Here is a 17,339-nt window from a genome sequence, read left to right on the forward strand (position 1 = left end):
AAAGATGCTCTAACGATACAAAAGTAAACGAATACTTTTGAAAAGCTACCCTTCTTATTAAATTAATGTATTTTTTACACCAAATGTTTTTAAATCATTTTTATTCTGAAGGAATAACAATCCAAAAAATATGATTTGGAGAAATTTACAATTTAATTCTAAAAACCTCCATGCATCTTTCTTAAGATCCACTCTGAGAACAGCAAAAGGAATAACAAACTCATTATCCAATAGTTAGACCCCAACTCCTTGTATTTTTCTTCAGAATGAATTCTTTGAGGGGCTTTTTTATTTAACAGTGGTTGCGATAATTGGTCCAAAGTAGAATTATCATAAAAACTTCCACCCGTTTTTTCAGATACACTTCTTAAAAGGGCAAAATTAGCGGTTGGATTTAATGCCTCCAGCTCCATTGCTCTTACCACAAAGTTACCCGATGAGTATTCTTTTTCTCCGTCTAAAACCGTTGAAGCAACATACTTATAAGACCCTTCTTCCAAGTCTGTAATATGATACTTAAAATAAGGTGAGGAATTTAAGTAAGTATAAGACATTTTTTCACCTTCCTCATTCGTGATTGTCAAATCAATAGTTTGTCCATAAATGGATTCATAGATATCATTATACACTTCTGTCTCTATAATGACATCTTCAATATCAGAATATTCAGCAGTAGTTGTATTAACTCTAAAGCGTCTCTTATCGGTCTTTGTTGAAAGATATTGAATTACTTTTCCTATTAAGTCATCAACAGCCATCTCATCTGACTGAAGTAACCCTTCCTGCAATCTCCACTTCCATAAGCCTGTACCTACAAACACAGCAGATTTTACATCTCCTACTTCACCCATCAGTAATAATGGTTTGGAGGATTTTACACTTCCAATTTGTTGATTTACCAGTACTTTACCAGCATTGACTTTGTATTCTCCATAAGGTACTTCTATCGGAGACATTTTTTGAATAAGATCTTTCTTCTCTTTTGGAAAAGTAAAATAAGTGAAGTTATCAGTGAAAGAAGGAGTAACCTTATCTTTCTGACCTCTATAACCTTGAATGGTTAAAAGAGGATTCATTTTGTTGAAAGTATTGATGTTGGTATTATCTCCAATAATATACCAAAACGGCATGTCCTGCTTTTTGAGTTTTTCCAAAAGTAAAGCGGCATTTCTTTTCAAGTTTGGAAACTGATGAAGAATTACAAGATCATACTTTGCTTTATTGTCATATCCTTTACCATCCTTCATCTTCAATCCAGGAATGTAGATATGCAATTCATAGTTTTTATTTTTTTCAACCGCAGAGCGAATTGCTTTAATATCAGGATGCGGAGCATTGGCTATCAATAAAATCTTTTCTTTTCCTTCAATAACCTCCACATAAACCGATTTGGAATTATTTTCTTTAGAAAATTCCCCATCTAATGTTCTTACATTGACTGTAAATTTTTGATACCCTTTTTTCTTTGCGTCAACGATAAATTCCACCTGCTCAAATCCTTTCTCATTGCTGATTCGATATCTCTTACGGGACAGTATCTTCCCTCTATTAGTCAGTTCTACTTCTACTTCCTTCCCTACAAAACCCTCGTTGACTATTTCTGCTAATATTGGAAACTTATTTCCCATATAAGCCACTCTGTTTGTATACACTTCTTTCACTTGAAGGTCAATTTGGGGAATAGTATCACCAATACCAACTGTATAAATTGGCACTACAGAAGGAAGGTACAAAGGGGAAAAACCCTGGTTGAATATACCATCTGAAACCAACGTTATTGCCGCTAGATTTTCATGTTCATTGAGTTCTTCCAATCGTTGAATAGACTTACTGATATTGGTTACTTTATGATCAAAGGTTAAGTTGTTCAGTGCTTCACGACCGTCCAGCTGATTCCCGTCGATTGTATAGAACTTTGTTTTATACCCTTCATCCTCCAATTTTTCTGCTTCTGTTTTAATTGACTGCAAAGAAGCATTCAAATCTTCTTGGGTAATTGTAGCAGTCATTGACTCAGAATTATCAATGATAAATGAGACAATAGGCTTCTCAAAATACCTCTCTATACTTTTAAACATAGGGTCAAGCAACAGGAACATTATGATCATTAATGCAGAAAAACGCAACACAATCAATATTCTGTTGATATTTACAGTCCAAACTTGTTTTTTGGTATAGAGTAGATAAGTTGCCCCTGCACAAAGCAGAATACTAAAAAACATCCACCACCAAGAGTATTCTATATAAAGTCCATTCATGGATTACAGTCTATCATAATTCGTCATCAGAGTTCTCTGATTTCACTTTTAAAAGTTAAAAGCTTAGAGGTAGGAAAGCAAGTAAAGTCAGATTATTTTTTGTATTCTTTTATTAGAAAACAGAATCACAGATGTAAAAAAAGCATCTACTTGATATTTTTCATTATCATAAAGATAAACCTCACAATGTAGGTCACAATAAAAGCCACAATCATGCCTTGAAAAAAGTAAGAAGACTGAGGTTCTTCTTGGATGACAAACATTACTGCATAGAAAAATGGAATGTAGCCGATTACAAAAAAGGCAAAAAACTTTAGTTCTCTGATTAATATTTTCATTTGTGTTGTAATTTAAAAAGCATCATAAATCAACGCCATTGCCGACTATTTTCTTTTTCTGCTTTTCTTTTTGTTGTTAGGTTTAGATTTCTTTGTTGGAGCTGATTGTTTTTGCTGTTCTTCTTTCTTTTGAGAAAATTGAAGAATCAAAAAGCAAATACCTGAAAGTGCAAAAAGCCAATAGCTAGCTACTATGCCGTAGTAAAAAGATTGGTGCACCCCTATAATGAAAAAGGCAGCACCAAGTGCTACCATTATTGTTTTTATCATATTTTTATAGATTCTTAGTCGACATCAGCATAACCATCGATATCCATAATCTCGTATTCCTCAGGGTTATTTTGATTTGCCTTCAGTCCTCTACCATAGATAATTTCAGATTCTGTTGTCATTTTCACTTTATCTTCTGTGAAAATATCTCCAGTTTCTTTATTAAAATGAAGAGTATCTGTTTCTAATTTCTGTCCTTTCTTATAATCATCCAATACCACATTACCATAAACAGTATATAATGTACTATCGGCAGTATAAATTGCACTATCAGCCACTAAGTGCGACTCTTCCGTACCATCTTCTTTAGAGAAAGTAATGATATCAATTCCATTAGGGTAGCGTTCATTACCATTTTTATATCGCATTTGAACCTTTGCCTTCATACGGTTTTTAGGAACTGCGTCCTCAGTATGAAGTGTTTCAATATTATAAGCTGTAAAATCTGGCACATCTGTACCCATAGCAATTTGCTTTGCCTCTTTTTTTGTACGAGTTTTCTTTGTGCTACACGAAAAAACTGCAACAGAAGCAAGAGCTAAAATTAATATCTTCTTAATCATTGTTTGTCTTTTTTTTGAGTCAATAATACTCGACGATACAAAAATATACAAATGATTGATCTTTAGGGATAGATTAACAGTATTTTAGTTTTTCTATCAATTTCTTCGATCAATTGTATATGTATTCACCCTGTTTTTGAGTGAAGTGATAAAAATAAATTGCTGAATATCGGAATTGTAAAACATCTTCACCTCTTTATCATTGCTAAACGGTTTTTCTACAAATCGTTTTCCATTAAGATAATACAGATATGTTTTTCCTGAATCAGGGAAAGTAATGCAGATGAGTTCAGCATCAATACCAAAATCAAAATATTGACCAATTGCTTTTCCTTTTTCATCAAAACGCTGATGGAAAACCACTTTACCAGAACTGTTTCTTACCTTAATAGTACCAAAAATTTGTTCCATCACCATCCAAGTTCTGCTTCTTGCTTCATCTTTCAACAAATCAAAAGAGCGCCCGTGAGCACGGTCCCCTAACTTATCACGACGTAAAACTTCTCCTTTTCCATTTATTTCAATAATATCACCTATACTTGTGATAAATGTTATTCTAGACTGTCCTAAACTTGCATCTTCCGTCACAAACAACTGTGGAGATACAGACTCTCTGAACAACATTGGGAATCCCTTCACATACTCACCTTTTTCAGTGAATATGATCAGCTTTCCTTTTTTAGAAAGCGTCACAACATAGTTCTTACCGTTGGCCTGAAAAACCTGAGGCGGCAATGCCAAACGTTCTAAAGTTTTTAAAGGAGTCCAGTTTCCTTGATATTTACCCTTTGGATCCACTCCATAAATATTACCTAATGTATCTACAGATAGAATCAGCCCTTCAATGTCTTGAATCATTTCAGTGCTTCCTCTTAAATGCCATGGTAACCACTTGGTAAATTCAATTTGAGAATAAATTGGTAGGTCAACAGGATACCCTTCTAAGTATTTTCCAGATCTATCAATCTGAAGAATCTTATTATTTTGAGTAAGGTAGAGTGAAGGCAGATCGGAATTAATAGACCAAACCAGTTCAGGCGTTGCTTTAATCAATGAATCAAATTCATGATAAAAAATCGTATCTCCTTTAAAGTTATAACCTTCAACTATATTCTCTTGATCTATCAATAAGAAACCTTCCTCATCTCCCAATACATTTTCTACTAAAATCGGTGCTTTACTCAAAGCTACACCCATTTCTTTTGATAAAATTTTCTCTGCTTTTTTAGGCTGATCATCCCTCAATTGACCACTAAACAATGCACTAATTTCAATTTCCTGATCTCTCAATGACCAAACCTGAAAATTTAATCCTAATAATAACTGTCGATGTCGATCTACAAAAGAGGCATGGCTTTTAGATAATGCATGTATAAAACCAACCCAAGAACTTTCAGTATTTAATACATAAGACAGTTTCGCCTTGTTATTTTGAAGTTTATTGATCAGCACATTATAACGCTTCTGAGTCGTCCATCTTCTTTTCAACAGCCAATCCTTCAACCACTTTGATAATGTAGGAAGGTCACCTGCCATGATCATATAATTATCAACTCTTAATACATAAGAATTAGAATGACTGTCATAAAAATTTGAACCAGCCAATGCTCCTGAAAGGTTGCCTTTTGGAAAGCCATAAACAGTAAAACCTTTTAAGCCAATCAGTTTTACTTTCTTCTTGCTTTCCTCTTTATAATCTTTTCTAAGGTTATCTAAAACCACATCAAACTCTACTGGATCTTTTAATTCAAAACCGTAGATATTTTGCCATTGACTACCATCCACACTTAATATAGTTGCCTTGAAGAGATCTGATTTCACAAGTTTCACCAAGTCAGCAACCTCTACTCCAGCATTATCAAATTGTGTTAAGGCTGTTTCTGATTGTGGGTTATTTTTTTCGTCATCATAACGAAAAGCCAATTTCACAAAGTTTGAGAAGTCGTTAGTGTAACATTGTTCATAAAAAGAAACATCATCTACCATAAAATTATAAGCAGATGTTTTCCCATTTGTCAAAGCACTTTCTAATTGATGGTAATAACTCGAAGATTGATTTCTATTGATACTGAGAATAGAAAGTTCGTTTTCTCTTTCCTGAATACTCTCTACTAACATTCCATTGGAAAATTCAGCAATAGATTTAAAAGGATTTTCGGTTCCCAAATCAGTCATTCTAGCAAACCAATGCTCTACTGAAGAAGGTCTTATCCACATTTTTAATCCATCCGGCAACTTTATATCATTAACCTGAGTTGCTAAATCCTGATTTAAAAGACCGAAATAATATTCCTCGTTGAATTTCTCTCCATTATTTCTAATAGCTTCTTCAATCCAAACTGCATCAGTAGAAGCCACTAAAAAATTACGAATCTTTGCAACACTCAGTTGATCATTTCCTAATTTATATTCGTGTACATCCTCTCCTCTATACTTTCTTACATAAGTTTCATTCTGTAATGAAGTCAACTGCTTGAAAGGATCCAAATAGACTCTTTCATCCATTGGAATATATACTGAAAGTGAAAAGGATTGACTCCCTGTTGCATTAACCGAAAGGTAAACTTGTTTTTTGACACCCAAAAAAGGGTTTTGAAGGGCTGAATCTAAAAGAGTCAGTAGTTGATCAGTGGTTTCAAATGCTTTTTGACCACCTTCCATATCTTTTACGGCATTAATAAAAGCTGAAGAATCCAAGTAAGCTACTAAATCTTCAGGCTGTTGCATTTCAACAAGTGCAATTGTCTCACTTGCCACAACATGCCAAATATCGGTTTCGTATGATTTCTTTCTGCTAAGATCTATAAAATAGAATCCTATCAGCAAAAAAGATAAAGCTAGGAGTTGAGTTAATACCAGCTTGTATGTGTCTGATAATCTAAATTTTCCCACTAGAGTATAGGATTATCAATGCTAAAAAATAGGGCTAAAATAGGGGTTTACCCTTTACTTTTGATGTTCATTTGATCCAGCAACTCTTCTAAAATTCTATTGTATAAAGAATCAGAAGCTGTTCGTTTAGTCACTGCCTTACTTGCGTGTACTACAGTACTATGATCACGCCCTCCAAACTGATTACCAATCGTTTTTAAAGGTTCTTTGGTGTATTCCTTAGAGAAATACATGGCAATCTGTCTTGCTTGGGCAATGTCTTTCTTTCTTGTTTTTGATTTCAATTCCTCCACCGAAATACCAAAGTATTCTGATACAATTTGTTGAATGAAATCAATGGTAATTTCTTTCTCTGTATTTCTTACAATATTCAGAAGGGCATTTTTAGCCATGTCCAAATCAATCTCTTTTTGCATTAAAGAAGCATTGGCTAATAATGAAACTAAAGTACCTTCTAATTCTCTGATGTTTGAATCAATATTGTAAGATAAATACTCCACCACATCATCTGGAACATTCACCCCTTCTGCCATTAGTTTTTGCTTTACAATAGCAATTCTGGTTTCGAAATCAGGTTTCTGAATATCCGCTGTCAACCCCCACTTGAATCGAGATAAAAGACGGTCTGTCAATCCTTCCAAACTTCTTGGAGGACGGTCAGTAGTCATAATAATCTGCTTACCATTTTGGTGAAGGCGGTTGAATATATGGAAGAAATTTTCCTGTGTTTTTTCTTTTTTGGCTAAGAATTGAATGTCGTCAACAATCAACACATCTACCTGCAAATAGTAGTTAGTGAACTGTTGTACATTATTATTTCTTAGTGCTTCAATAAACTGTGTTGTAAATTGTTCTGAAGTAACATAAAGCACGAACTTACTGGGATCGTTTCTTTTTACTTCATTACCAACAGCTTGAGCAAGATGGGTTTTACCCAATCCAACGCCACCGTAAACTACCAATGGGTTGAATGCTGTTTCTCCTGGTCTGCGAGCAATTGCAATACTTGCAGAACGAGCTAAACGGTTGCAATCACCTTCAATAAATGTTTCAAAAGTATACGTAGGATTCAAATAAGAATCCCTGTAAGAACTTTCTTGAGCATTTGGCACTCTAAAGTGATCCACAAAACCAGAAGGGTTTTCAGCCCCCATATTATTCATATATGGACGTTGTTGTTCTTCAGGATTGTTTTTAGGCGCAGAAGACGATCTATATTGAGGCAATTGTTGCGATTGACTCTTTCTATATTGTGGAGGATTCTGATAGCGGTTACTTTGCGTACCGCCTAAATTCTCACTTTTACTTTCACTAGGAAAGGCTGTATTCTGATTTGATGCTTCTCTCCAACTTTGAGAAGGTTTTGGCATAGACTGCTCAGGCTCATTTCCTCGCATTGGATTACGTGGATCTGTTGTTGCTTGATTCGCACCGAAAGCGTCATTTCCAAAAGGGTTCTGACCATCAATATTTTCTCTTCCTTCATTACTTCTACCAAAAGGGTTATCCTGCTGTTGTGGAGGAGTAGATGGCGGATTTGTATATGGAGGAATATTACTACTCTGCTTAGGAACATTCGGTTCCTGGTTTACAGGGTTGTTAGGATATTGTGGAGATGGAGAAGGTGTTTGTTGCTGTGGAGGATAACCACCAGTATTGTATTGTTGCTGTCCTTGAGATGGATTATGAGAAGGCGGGTTCTGCTGTTGTCCATAAGGGTCATTATAATTATTACCATATGGATCATATCCTCCTGCATTATTTGGAGCAGGCTGTTGTCTTCTCTGAACTGTAAAAGGTGCATTTTTAGGCCTTCTTGAGACCATAATTGAATATTCTAGCTTACCGTTTGGCCCTAGAACAGCATCAATTGCTTTCTTCAATACGTGCACATAGTATTCTTCTAACCACTCATAGAAAAAAGGGCTTGGAACTGCGATCGTAAGAACATTATTTTCCAGTTTAACGGGTTTAATGGGCATAAACCACGTGTGAAAACTCTGTGTTGAGATTTCATTTTTAATAATGTTTAAGCATTCACGCCAAACTGTTACACAATCATTAATCATTCAAACTTTCCCCTTTAATCTGATTGAGATATTAATAGGTCTTATAAAGATACTGAAATATTTGCGCTAAAATAAATCAAATGTTACTTATTAAAATAGTGCAGTAACATTAATTAAAAAAATACTTAAAGAAGCATCACATCAATAACGCAAAATAATTTCAAATCATTTCAATTCACCTCAAGAACTTTGACAAAAAAAGGTCCAAACCTAATGCTATTAGGTTTGAACCTCTAAATCTGCAATAAACCTACTTACTATTCAGCAGTTGGGATTACTGAGATGAAAGATCTTCCTAGTCTCTTCTTTTTGAACTCTACAGTTCCGTCAACTAGTGCAAATAAAGTGTGATCTTTTCCCATTCCTACGTTTTGACCTGGGTGGTGTGTAGTTCCACGTTGTCTAACAAGGATATTACCAGCTTTAGCTGCTGATCCACCGAAAATTTTCACACCAAGTCGTTTACTTTCCGACTCTCTACCGTTTCTTGAGCTACCCGCTCCTTTTTTGTGTGCCATGTTTTTTTATCGTTATGGATTCGATTTCTAAAATCAATTAGTTAGAGATTCCTTCGATAAGAACCTTTGTGAAGTGCTGTCTGTGACCGTTCTTCACTCTGTATCCTTTTCTTCTCTTCTTTTTGAAGACGATAACTTTTTCGCCTTTCACGTGACCAAGTACCTTACCTGTCACTTTAGCACCTTCTACTGTAGGTGCTCCTACTGATACGTTATCAGCGTTATCAACAAGAAGAACTTTATCAAACTCAACTGCTGCACCCTCTTCAGAGTCTAACTTGTGAGTATAGATATATTTATTTTCTTCTACTTTGAATTGCTGTCCTGCTATTTCTACAATTGCGTACATTGTCTCTTCGATATTGTTTTTTCCTCGAAATGCCTGCAAATGTAACTCTATTTTTTATAACAGACAAGCATTTACCCACTAAAACATTGAATAAGAATCCTTAAAGAGTTTAAACGGGGTCTTTGAGGCTATTTTTTTTTGATTTTTGTTTCACATAAACATTTCTTAAGATTTTTTTTATTCAATAAGTGAATGATTTCTTCTTTAATTTGAACAAAAATCAACAATCGTCATCATACTGCGGAAATGACATGAAAAAACATCGGTTTTAACATTAATAATTTCGTATAATTGTATAAAACCTAGTTTTAAAAGGTACATTTTAGTATGCATGCATACATAATCATTGCCGCGAATTCATGAAATCAAGCTATAAAACGTCATTATTTATATAATATGAAAGATAAGAATAAAGGGAGTAAAGAGAATGGAACAAAAATTACAGATGTTTTTAATGAAGCGAAAGATGTAAGTACGAATAAAAGGAAATTTCAACTTATAAGAAGAGATAACTTTGGTAATATTCTTTTTCTTAAAAGAATGATTATTGGAACATTGGCCGCTTTCACCTACCCTCGCTTGAAATTGCACAACAATTTGCAAGTGACTGGAATGGAAAAACTGAAGGACCTACCTAAAAACAATGTATTGTTTGTATCCAACCACCAAACGTATTATACCGATGTGATTTCTTTCTATCACATTTTTGCAAGTGCAAAATGGGGATTCAAAAAAGGAATTGCAGCGCTACCAATTTACATGCTTAACCCACGTGTAAACACTTATTATGTCGCAGCAGAAGAAACGATGAAACAAAGTGGTCTTATTCCAAAGATTTTTTCTTTGGCTGGTGCAGTGACGGTGAAAAGGTCTTGGAGAGCACAAGGTAAAGATGTAAAAAGAGGTGCTGATATCAACGCTCCATTAAAAATCAAAAAAGCATTGGATCAAGGCTGGCTTGTAACTTTCCCTCAAGGAACAACAAGTCCATATGCTCCGGTGAGAAAAGGGACAGGCAACATCATCAAAAGCTACAACCCTGTAGTGGTTCCTATTGTTATTGACGGCTTCAGAAGAGCTTTCGATAAAAAAGGACTTTTCTTCAAGAAGAGAGGAACAAAATTGAAAGTGGAGATCAAAGATCCTATTCAATTCTCTAACGATGCTTCAGTGGATGAGATTGTAACCACAATTACTGATGCTATCGGACAGAATCCAAATGACAAGCCAATTTTCAAAAATGAAGTAAAAGAAGCATAAAACTTTACTGAAAGTTACATTATATGACAGGGGTTGTAAACTTGAAAGAGTTTATAACCCTTTTTTCTTACATGGGTTTCTTAACTCAAACATAAATTGTTACATTGTGAATAATATTATATAATAATTGTACAATTTCATTAAATTAAGCCCAAATTAATTAACTGTACTGATTAACATCATCCTTCTATAAACAATGGATGACGTTATTTGTAAGAGAGATCACTTATAATACATTTAAAAATTACATGTTAAAATAATAACCCTTCATAGACCGTTATTTAGTTGACTCTTCTCTTAATTATTGGATTTAAATAATGATCTTATACACTCGAAGTTATATCATATTGCTGTCATTACTATTTGCCACTTCTTTATCATTAAATGCTAGTAGTATCCCGCCTTTTTGGGACGGTGTTTTGTTGACACACAAAACAGATGAAGAAATTACTGCTTTTATAGACCAAACCGAGGATATTGACAATTTAGTGATCATTGCGAATATTGATGGCAAAAGAATTACACATAAAGTAAAAGACTATGGACGTCTTGTAAGCATTGCCATATCGCCAGAAAAAGACCACAAAGGCTTTATTTTAGTCAAGAAGTTGGGATTTGTCGTCGCTTCAGTGCGTTTGGCGGAAGCTATGTCTTCAAAGGAATATTACATGAACGCCCGTATTTCAATTATGGAATCCAAAGATAAAAGGCTTGGACATTCTTTCATCCCTAGAAGATATGCAGCAATTTATAAGGAGAACGAGGACGGAAATAAGGATGAAAAATTATCAACAAGTGATATTCTATCTACGGAAAACCTAAATCAAGGATTTACTTTAGTGGAAGAACGTGACCCGGATAAAATTAATGCTGTGATAGATACTACCCAAAATTATGTTTATACCCCTAGTACAATAATTTTGGATGAAAATGGAAGAACTGCTGAAATAGACCCAAAAGACAAATCAGAGAAATTTGAAGAGGCTGAAGAGCTTTTTTATTCTGCTCTTATGTTGTTTGAGAAATATATTCATGAATCAAGATTTCCTATTTACAGCTTTGAAGAACGTCCGAAGATCAGTAAAGATATCTCAAAAGATGCAAAAGACTTTGACAATGATTATAAGGTTATTAACGATTTTCATTCTTGGCTTTACTTAGAACACAAGAAAACGAAAGAGAAATATGCTTTTGATGGTGAATCTATATTTAGAATCGAAATAGATTATTTCAATATTCACTACGAAAACGAAAAAGAAATCAAGAAATTCTTTAAGGATAATCACTTTTTTATTAAGCCTTTTAATAAAAAACTCTTAGGCATTTTCTACGAAAAAAATGAACTTTCTGCTTTAAAATCTACTGAAGACTACCATTTTAAGGTAGTTGAAGGTAATAAATTGCTTATTACAACCGGCCCTCAGACTTATTCAATTTATAATGATGATGAGTTTTTGATAATAAAAAATCAGGAAAAACAAATCCAAAAAGTTAATAAAGCTATCTTTCATCAGAAAGAACATTTTTACTACCGAGAATAATCCCTTATTTTTACAAAAATTACTTTAATAAATATAAATGTATCTCTTCAATTAAGTATTATGAGAAATTCGCCCTTGCTAAACTCTTTTCGATTAGTATTACTAACAATAGGAATATTTATCATTAGTGCTTTCGACAAAAATAATTCGTGGAATGGAGTTTTGCTGATTACTGAAAAAAATGGGGAATATCATGCATTTGTTGATAAAATCGATGATGTAAACCATTTATCACTACTTACTAAGATTAATGATATTGAAAAAGAATATCCAATCACACGTAAAAACAAAGTTGTTACTTTTAAAAGTAACCCAAATGACTATGGATATATTGCCGTTCAGAAGAATAGAGAAATTGTATCTTCTGTTAGATTAAGACATATTCAATTTATTGACTACCGTCACTTCAATAATCGAGTATACAATGCTACTGCTCGAATGGGTAAACTTGAAAATGAATCACCAACTAGGACTACTATTGTTGAAAAAGAAACAGATTCTGTTGCATATGATCCACAAAGTATCATTTATGTAGACGACCAACAACAAGAGTTTGAAGTGATTGATGTTGAAGGTAAAAAACGAATTGTTGAAAAAGAAGACGAAGTTGTTGAAGAAAAAGAAGATGTTGCTGTTGTTGTCGAAGAATTAGTTGCATCAGACCTTTCTGAAATGGAACACTTCTTATTAGGCAATCATTATATTCACAAAGTGGATAATCATGAGAAAATCCGCCTTAAAAAAGATCTTCCTCCTTCAATTGCTAAAGAAGCAAAGTCATTAGAAAAAGATTATACAATTGAGAATAATTATTATTCTTGGCTTCACTTGAAAGAGAAAAAATCTGGTGATGATATTGCTTTTGATGGTGAATATATGATTGACATCGACGACGAATATTTCCAAATGTTGAACAGTGATAAATTAGCACTAAAAACATATCACGTTCATCATGATATTCTTTTAAAACCTCACAATAAAAAGTGGATGGGTATTTACTACCAAAATATCCTGCTTACTGAGTTCAAAACGAAGTCAGGTTACAAAGTGGAAGAAGTAGATGAGAATGATTTCCTTGTTATCATGGAACATCATAAATACAATGTCAACTCTCAAAATGAGTATATCACAATTACTAAGGATAAGAAAGTGGTAAAAAAATTCCATATCGATTCCTTTAAAGAGAGACCAGCATTTATTCATAAGTAACCTCATTTTCTCGCCAATTATTACAAGTACTATTTTAATACTATAATTCTAGTCGAAAAGATATTAGCAGTACCGGAGTTCAACCCGGTACTGCTTTTTTTGTTGTTATCATTTTGTATTAATCAACTATTCTGATGGACAATTTCATTTTTCATGTGTTTGTCTATTGTATTGAATAATCTTTTTATTACCTTTATACCGACCGGTTGGTTTGTTAGTAATATTAAATATGGAAAAAGATAGTAAAGGACAAATTATAGAAGTGGCATTGAAGCTATTTGGTGATCATGGGATGAACGATGTTTCACTCAACCAAGTTATTAAAGCTTCTGGCTTATCCAAAGGAGCTGTGTATCACCACTTCCCTAGTAAACAAGAACTTATCAAAGCATGTGTAATTGCTTTTTGGGAACAAATGACCATGGAAATCATTAATGCTCCCATTGAAAATATGCCTTTGAAAGATGTTTTGTCACTGCTTCAATTAAAATCTGCAGAGATTATTGAAGAGGGACAGAAATCAAATGACAGCATCTTTGAGCTTTACATTGCCATGCTTTTTTATGTAAGAAAAGCACCAGAGCTCCTTCCTATTCCTCAAAAATATTTTGGGGCCTTCAAAAAGAAGTTAGTGGATTGTATCAAAAATGATCAGGAAAGAGGCACAATAAGAAAAGATATTTCAGCGGATACCACAGTACTCCTCATTCTTAGTGCGGCAGAGGGACATGGTTTATATACCATTTCTGGTGTTTTAGAAAATCCTCAGAAAGAGCTAGAAAACCTATTAAATCAGATATATAACTCAATTGTAGTAGCAAAATGAAAAAGTACACATCATTGTTTATCGTGTTTATGTGCACGATAGCTCATCAAGCTTTATGGGCACAGGAAAGTGCAATGGATATTATAACCAAAATGCAAGAGCAACAAAGAGGTCAAAGTAGTTATATCAATATGACCATGAAAGTGATACGCCCCGACTGGACGAGGACGATGGAAATGAAATCCTGGTCGAAAGGAACAGATGATTACTTTTTGGTTTTGTTAACTGCACCTGCAAAAGATAAAGGATCTGCCTCTTTAAAAAGATATAAGGAAATGTGGTCATGGACACCGAGTATTGAGAGAACGATCAAAATTTCGCCCTCTATGATGTCTCAATCTTGGATGGGATCAGATTTCACCAATGACGATTTGATGAAAGGTGCTTCTGTAGTAAAAGATTACAGCCACAAACTTTTAGGAAAGGAAGAGGTCAATGGGTATGAATGTTACAAAATAGAGATGATTCCTCATGAAGATGCTGCAGTAGTTTGGGGAAAAGTGATGGTATGGGTAACAACTGATGGCATCTACAATCAAATTAAGGTTGAAAACTATGACGAGGATATGTATTTGGTCAATACACTGAACTGTTATGATGTAAAAGAATTAGGGGGAAGAAAATTACCATCAAGAATGGAGATGGTTCCAGCTGATGAAGAAGGAAAGAAAACGGTAATGATTTACAATGATGCTAAGTTCAATCAAAAAATCGCTGATAGTTTCTTTACACAACAGAACATGAAAAGGGTTAGATAATGTACTTTTAATAATACAATCATGATCACAAAAATTGCTTGGCGGAATTTATGGAGAAATAAACGGAGAACAATCACCAGTATCTCTTCCATATTTTTTGCAGTTATATTGGCAATCTTGATGCGTTCACTACAAGAAGGATCTTATGGACAAATGATAGATACTGCTGCACGGTTTTACCTTGGCTATGCTCAAGTACATCAAAATGGCTTCTGGGAAGATAAGTCTATTAATAACCTAATGACCGATTCTGAAGAAAAGAGAAAAAAGATTCTTTCCGACCAAAACATCAAAGGAGCATTCGGACGTTTGGAGACCTATGCAATGGCCGCCACAGATACGCTCACTAAAGGTGTGATGATAGTTGGTACTGAACCTGAAGGTGAAGATCAGCTGAGTAAACTGTCTTTAAAAATGACCAAAGGAAAATACCTTTCTTCGGAAAGTAAAAATATCATTATCGGTGAAGGATTAGCCAATTATCTGGGAATTAATGTCAATGACACCTTAGCACTTTTGGGACAAGGTTATCATGGAGCCAGTGCTGCTGAACTGTATAAAATCCAAGGTATTTTAAAGCATCCCAATCCTCAAATGAACAATCAAGTAGTCTACATGTCATTGCCCACTGTACAATATTTTGTCTCGGCTACCAATATGTTGAATTCATATATATTGAATGTCCATGACAATAGATTAGTGGATAAAACGGTAGAAGAATTAAAAACAAAATTAGACCTCGATACATATGAAGTAATGAGCTGGGCAGAATTATCACCAGAGATGGTCAACCTGATCAATACTGACAGAGAGGGAGGAAAACTGATGACTTATATTCTTTATGTAGTGATTGCATTTGGGATATTCAGCACCATCTTGATGATGACTATTGAGAGAGAAAGAGAATTCGGAATTCTTATAGCGGTAGGCATGGTTCGCAGAAAAATCTACAGTATGCTACTGCAAGAATCATTATTCATTGGGATGATTGGTATTGCATCTTCCATCATCGCAGGTTTTCCAATTCTGCTTTATATGGAAAATCACCCTATTCACCTTGAAGGTGCACAAGGTGAAGCAATGGCAAAAATGGGAATGGAACCAATCCTTAGATTCACAGCTAGCTTAGACATTATTTGGCCTCAAGCGGTCTTAATGGCAGTTATTATGGTCATTTGTACCATCTATCCTATTATTCATGTTGCTCGTCTTAAAACCGTAGAGGCAATTCACTCTTAATTCCATTTTACTATGATGATCACAAAAATATCCTGGCGAAATGTTTGGAGAAACAAAGTAAGAAGCGGTATTCTCATCGCCTCAATTGCAATTGGTTTACTAGGAGGAATTTTCACAATGGCCTTGATTACAGGTATGATGGAATCTAAAGTAAAAGAATCGTTGGTCACTGAAATGGCACATGTACAGATTCATAAAAAAGGATTTGAAATCAATAATAACTTCAAAGATTCAATTGCTAACTATGAAAAGATAGTCCGCATTGCTGTTTCGGATTCTTTAACTAAAGGCTGTTCTCCTAGAGTTGTCATTAATGGCATGGCCTCCTCGGCAAACGACAGTCAAGGTATCAAAATAATTGGTGTTGACCCTCATAAAGAAAGGAAGGTGACAGAAATGGAGTCCTTCTTGATTGAAGGAGATTATTTTGAAGGAAAAAGAAAAAATCAAATTGTTATTGGTGCCAGTTTAGCTAAAAAACTGAAAGTCAAAATCAAATCTAAAATTGTCATTGCTTACATGGGACCTGACAATGAAATGGTCAATACAGCCTATAGAGTAGCAGGCATCTTTGCCACCAGTTCACCTGATTTTGACAAAACAGTGGCCTTTACACAATCTAAAGATATGTGGAGAAATGCCGGTCAGAAGTTTATTCATGAGATTGCCTTAACTTCAATTGAAGGTGGTTCTAAACCTGAAGGATTAAGAGATCAATTAAAAACGGTAATAACAGCCAGCGATTTGAATATTCAAACATGGAGAGAAATTGTTCCTGAACTTAGTGCATTAGCAGAATCCGGTAATACGAATAGTTATATCATTTTAGGCATTATTCTTTTTGCTCTTGGTTTCGGTATTCTCAACTCTATGACAATGGCCATTTGGGAAAGGTCTCGAGAACTAGGCGTTTTGATGGCTGTAGGTTTGGAAAGAGCAAAAGTGTTTTACATGATTGTTCTGGAAACCATCTACATCTCAATGATTGGTGGAGTGATTGGTGCTTTACTTTCTGTAGGGTTGATTAACTATTATGGTGAGCATGGCATCAAATATTCAGAAATGAGTATGGCAGGATTCAACAACATAGTTCATCCAGTGATGCCCGAATCTTTCATTCCATTATTCCTTATGATTCTATTGACAGCCATTGTCTCGGCCTTACCTCCAGCTTTCAGGGCAATACGATTAAACCCTGCCGAAGCAGTTCGCTATAAAGGTTAAGCACTTTAGCACTACTTTCCTATTT

15 protein-coding genes are annotated in these 17,339 nt (G+C 34.5%); 7 read left to right on the top strand and 8 right to left on the bottom strand.

From position 1 onward, the window contains the following. Positions 1-158: 158 nt before the first annotated feature. The 8 genes from AVL50_RS15120 to rplU form a co-directional block, all read right to left on the bottom strand. Positions 159-2,258, bottom strand: coding sequence for a VWA domain-containing protein (locus tag AVL50_RS15120; RefSeq protein WP_062617318.1), 2,100 nt, complete (start codon positions 2,256-2,258; stop codon positions 159-161). Between the two features lie 146 nt (positions 2,259-2,404). Continuing rightward, entirely contained in the window at positions 2,405-2,596 is a 192-nt protein-coding gene (locus AVL50_RS15125; protein WP_062617319.1) for a hypothetical protein, read from the bottom strand. 45 nt (positions 2,597-2,641) lie between these two features. Beyond that, positions 2,642-2,866, bottom strand: coding sequence for a hypothetical protein (locus AVL50_RS15130; RefSeq protein WP_157491342.1), 225 nt, complete (start codon positions 2,864-2,866; stop codon positions 2,642-2,644). Between the two features lie 14 nt (positions 2,867-2,880). Next, positions 2,881-3,429 (bottom strand): LPS export ABC transporter periplasmic protein LptC, encoded by a 549-nt coding sequence (gene lptC / locus AVL50_RS15135; RefSeq protein ID WP_062617321.1) that lies wholly within the window; start codon positions 3,427-3,429, stop codon positions 2,881-2,883. A 96-nt stretch (positions 3,430-3,525) separates the two neighbouring features. After that, on the bottom strand, positions 3,526-6,255 hold the full coding sequence (locus tag AVL50_RS15140) for a hypothetical protein (RefSeq protein ID WP_172826849.1): 2,730 nt from the start codon (positions 6,253-6,255) through the stop codon (positions 3,526-3,528). 113 nt (positions 6,256-6,368) lie between these two features. Further along, positions 6,369-8,390 (bottom strand): chromosomal replication initiator protein DnaA, encoded by a 2,022-nt coding sequence (dnaA, locus tag AVL50_RS32740; protein ID WP_082795835.1) that lies wholly within the window; start codon positions 8,388-8,390, stop codon positions 6,369-6,371. A 257-nt stretch (positions 8,391-8,647) separates the two neighbouring features. Then, a complete protein-coding gene (gene rpmA, locus AVL50_RS15150) occupies positions 8,648-8,908 on the bottom strand; it encodes a 50S ribosomal protein L27 (RefSeq protein ID WP_044201390.1) in 261 nt (86 codons plus the stop codon). 37 nt (positions 8,909-8,945) lie between these two features. Then, positions 8,946-9,257, bottom strand: coding sequence for a 50S ribosomal protein L21 (gene rplU, locus AVL50_RS15155; RefSeq protein WP_044201388.1), 312 nt, complete (start codon positions 9,255-9,257; stop codon positions 8,946-8,948). Between the two features lie 396 nt (positions 9,258-9,653). Here rplU and AVL50_RS15160 point away from each other — a divergent pair, with 396 nt between their 5' ends. The 7 genes from AVL50_RS15160 to AVL50_RS15190 all read left to right on the top strand — a co-directional run bounded on the left by AVL50_RS15160 (position 9,654) and on the right by AVL50_RS15190 (position 17,314). Continuing rightward, positions 9,654-10,517, top strand: coding sequence for a 1-acyl-sn-glycerol-3-phosphate acyltransferase (locus tag AVL50_RS15160; protein WP_082795836.1), 864 nt, complete (start codon positions 9,654-9,656; stop codon positions 10,515-10,517). A gap of 317 nt (positions 10,518-10,834) precedes the next feature. Continuing rightward, positions 10,835-12,058 (top strand): hypothetical protein, encoded by a 1,224-nt coding sequence (locus AVL50_RS15165; protein ID WP_062617323.1) that lies wholly within the window; start codon positions 10,835-10,837, stop codon positions 12,056-12,058. A gap of 60 nt (positions 12,059-12,118) precedes the next feature. Further along, complete coding sequence (locus AVL50_RS15170) at positions 12,119-13,267, top strand: hypothetical protein (protein ID WP_062617324.1); 1,149 nt, start codon at positions 12,119-12,121, stop codon at positions 13,265-13,267. A 229-nt stretch (positions 13,268-13,496) separates the two neighbouring features. Next, entirely contained in the window at positions 13,497-14,093 is a 597-nt protein-coding gene (locus tag AVL50_RS15175; protein ID WP_062617325.1) for a TetR/AcrR family transcriptional regulator, read from the top strand. Next, positions 14,090-14,851 (top strand): outer membrane lipoprotein-sorting protein, encoded by a 762-nt coding sequence (locus AVL50_RS15180; protein ID WP_062617326.1) that lies wholly within the window; start codon positions 14,090-14,092, stop codon positions 14,849-14,851. Before AVL50_RS15175 ends, AVL50_RS15180 begins: the two co-directional genes overlap by 4 nt. Before the next feature lie 21 nt (positions 14,852-14,872). Further along, positions 14,873-16,090: an ABC transporter permease gene (locus AVL50_RS15185; RefSeq protein WP_062617327.1), complete on the top strand. Its 1,218-nt coding sequence runs from the start codon at positions 14,873-14,875 to the stop codon at positions 16,088-16,090. A gap of 12 nt (positions 16,091-16,102) precedes the next feature. Next, positions 16,103-17,314, top strand: coding sequence for an ABC transporter permease (locus tag AVL50_RS15190; RefSeq protein WP_062617328.1), 1,212 nt, complete (start codon positions 16,103-16,105; stop codon positions 17,312-17,314). Positions 17,315-17,339 lie beyond the last annotated feature (25 nt).

Origin of the sequence: Flammeovirga sp. SJP92 (genome assembly GCF_001583495.1) — a bacterium.
Taxonomy (GTDB): Bacteria; Bacteroidota; Bacteroidia; order Cytophagales; family Flammeovirgaceae; genus Flammeovirga.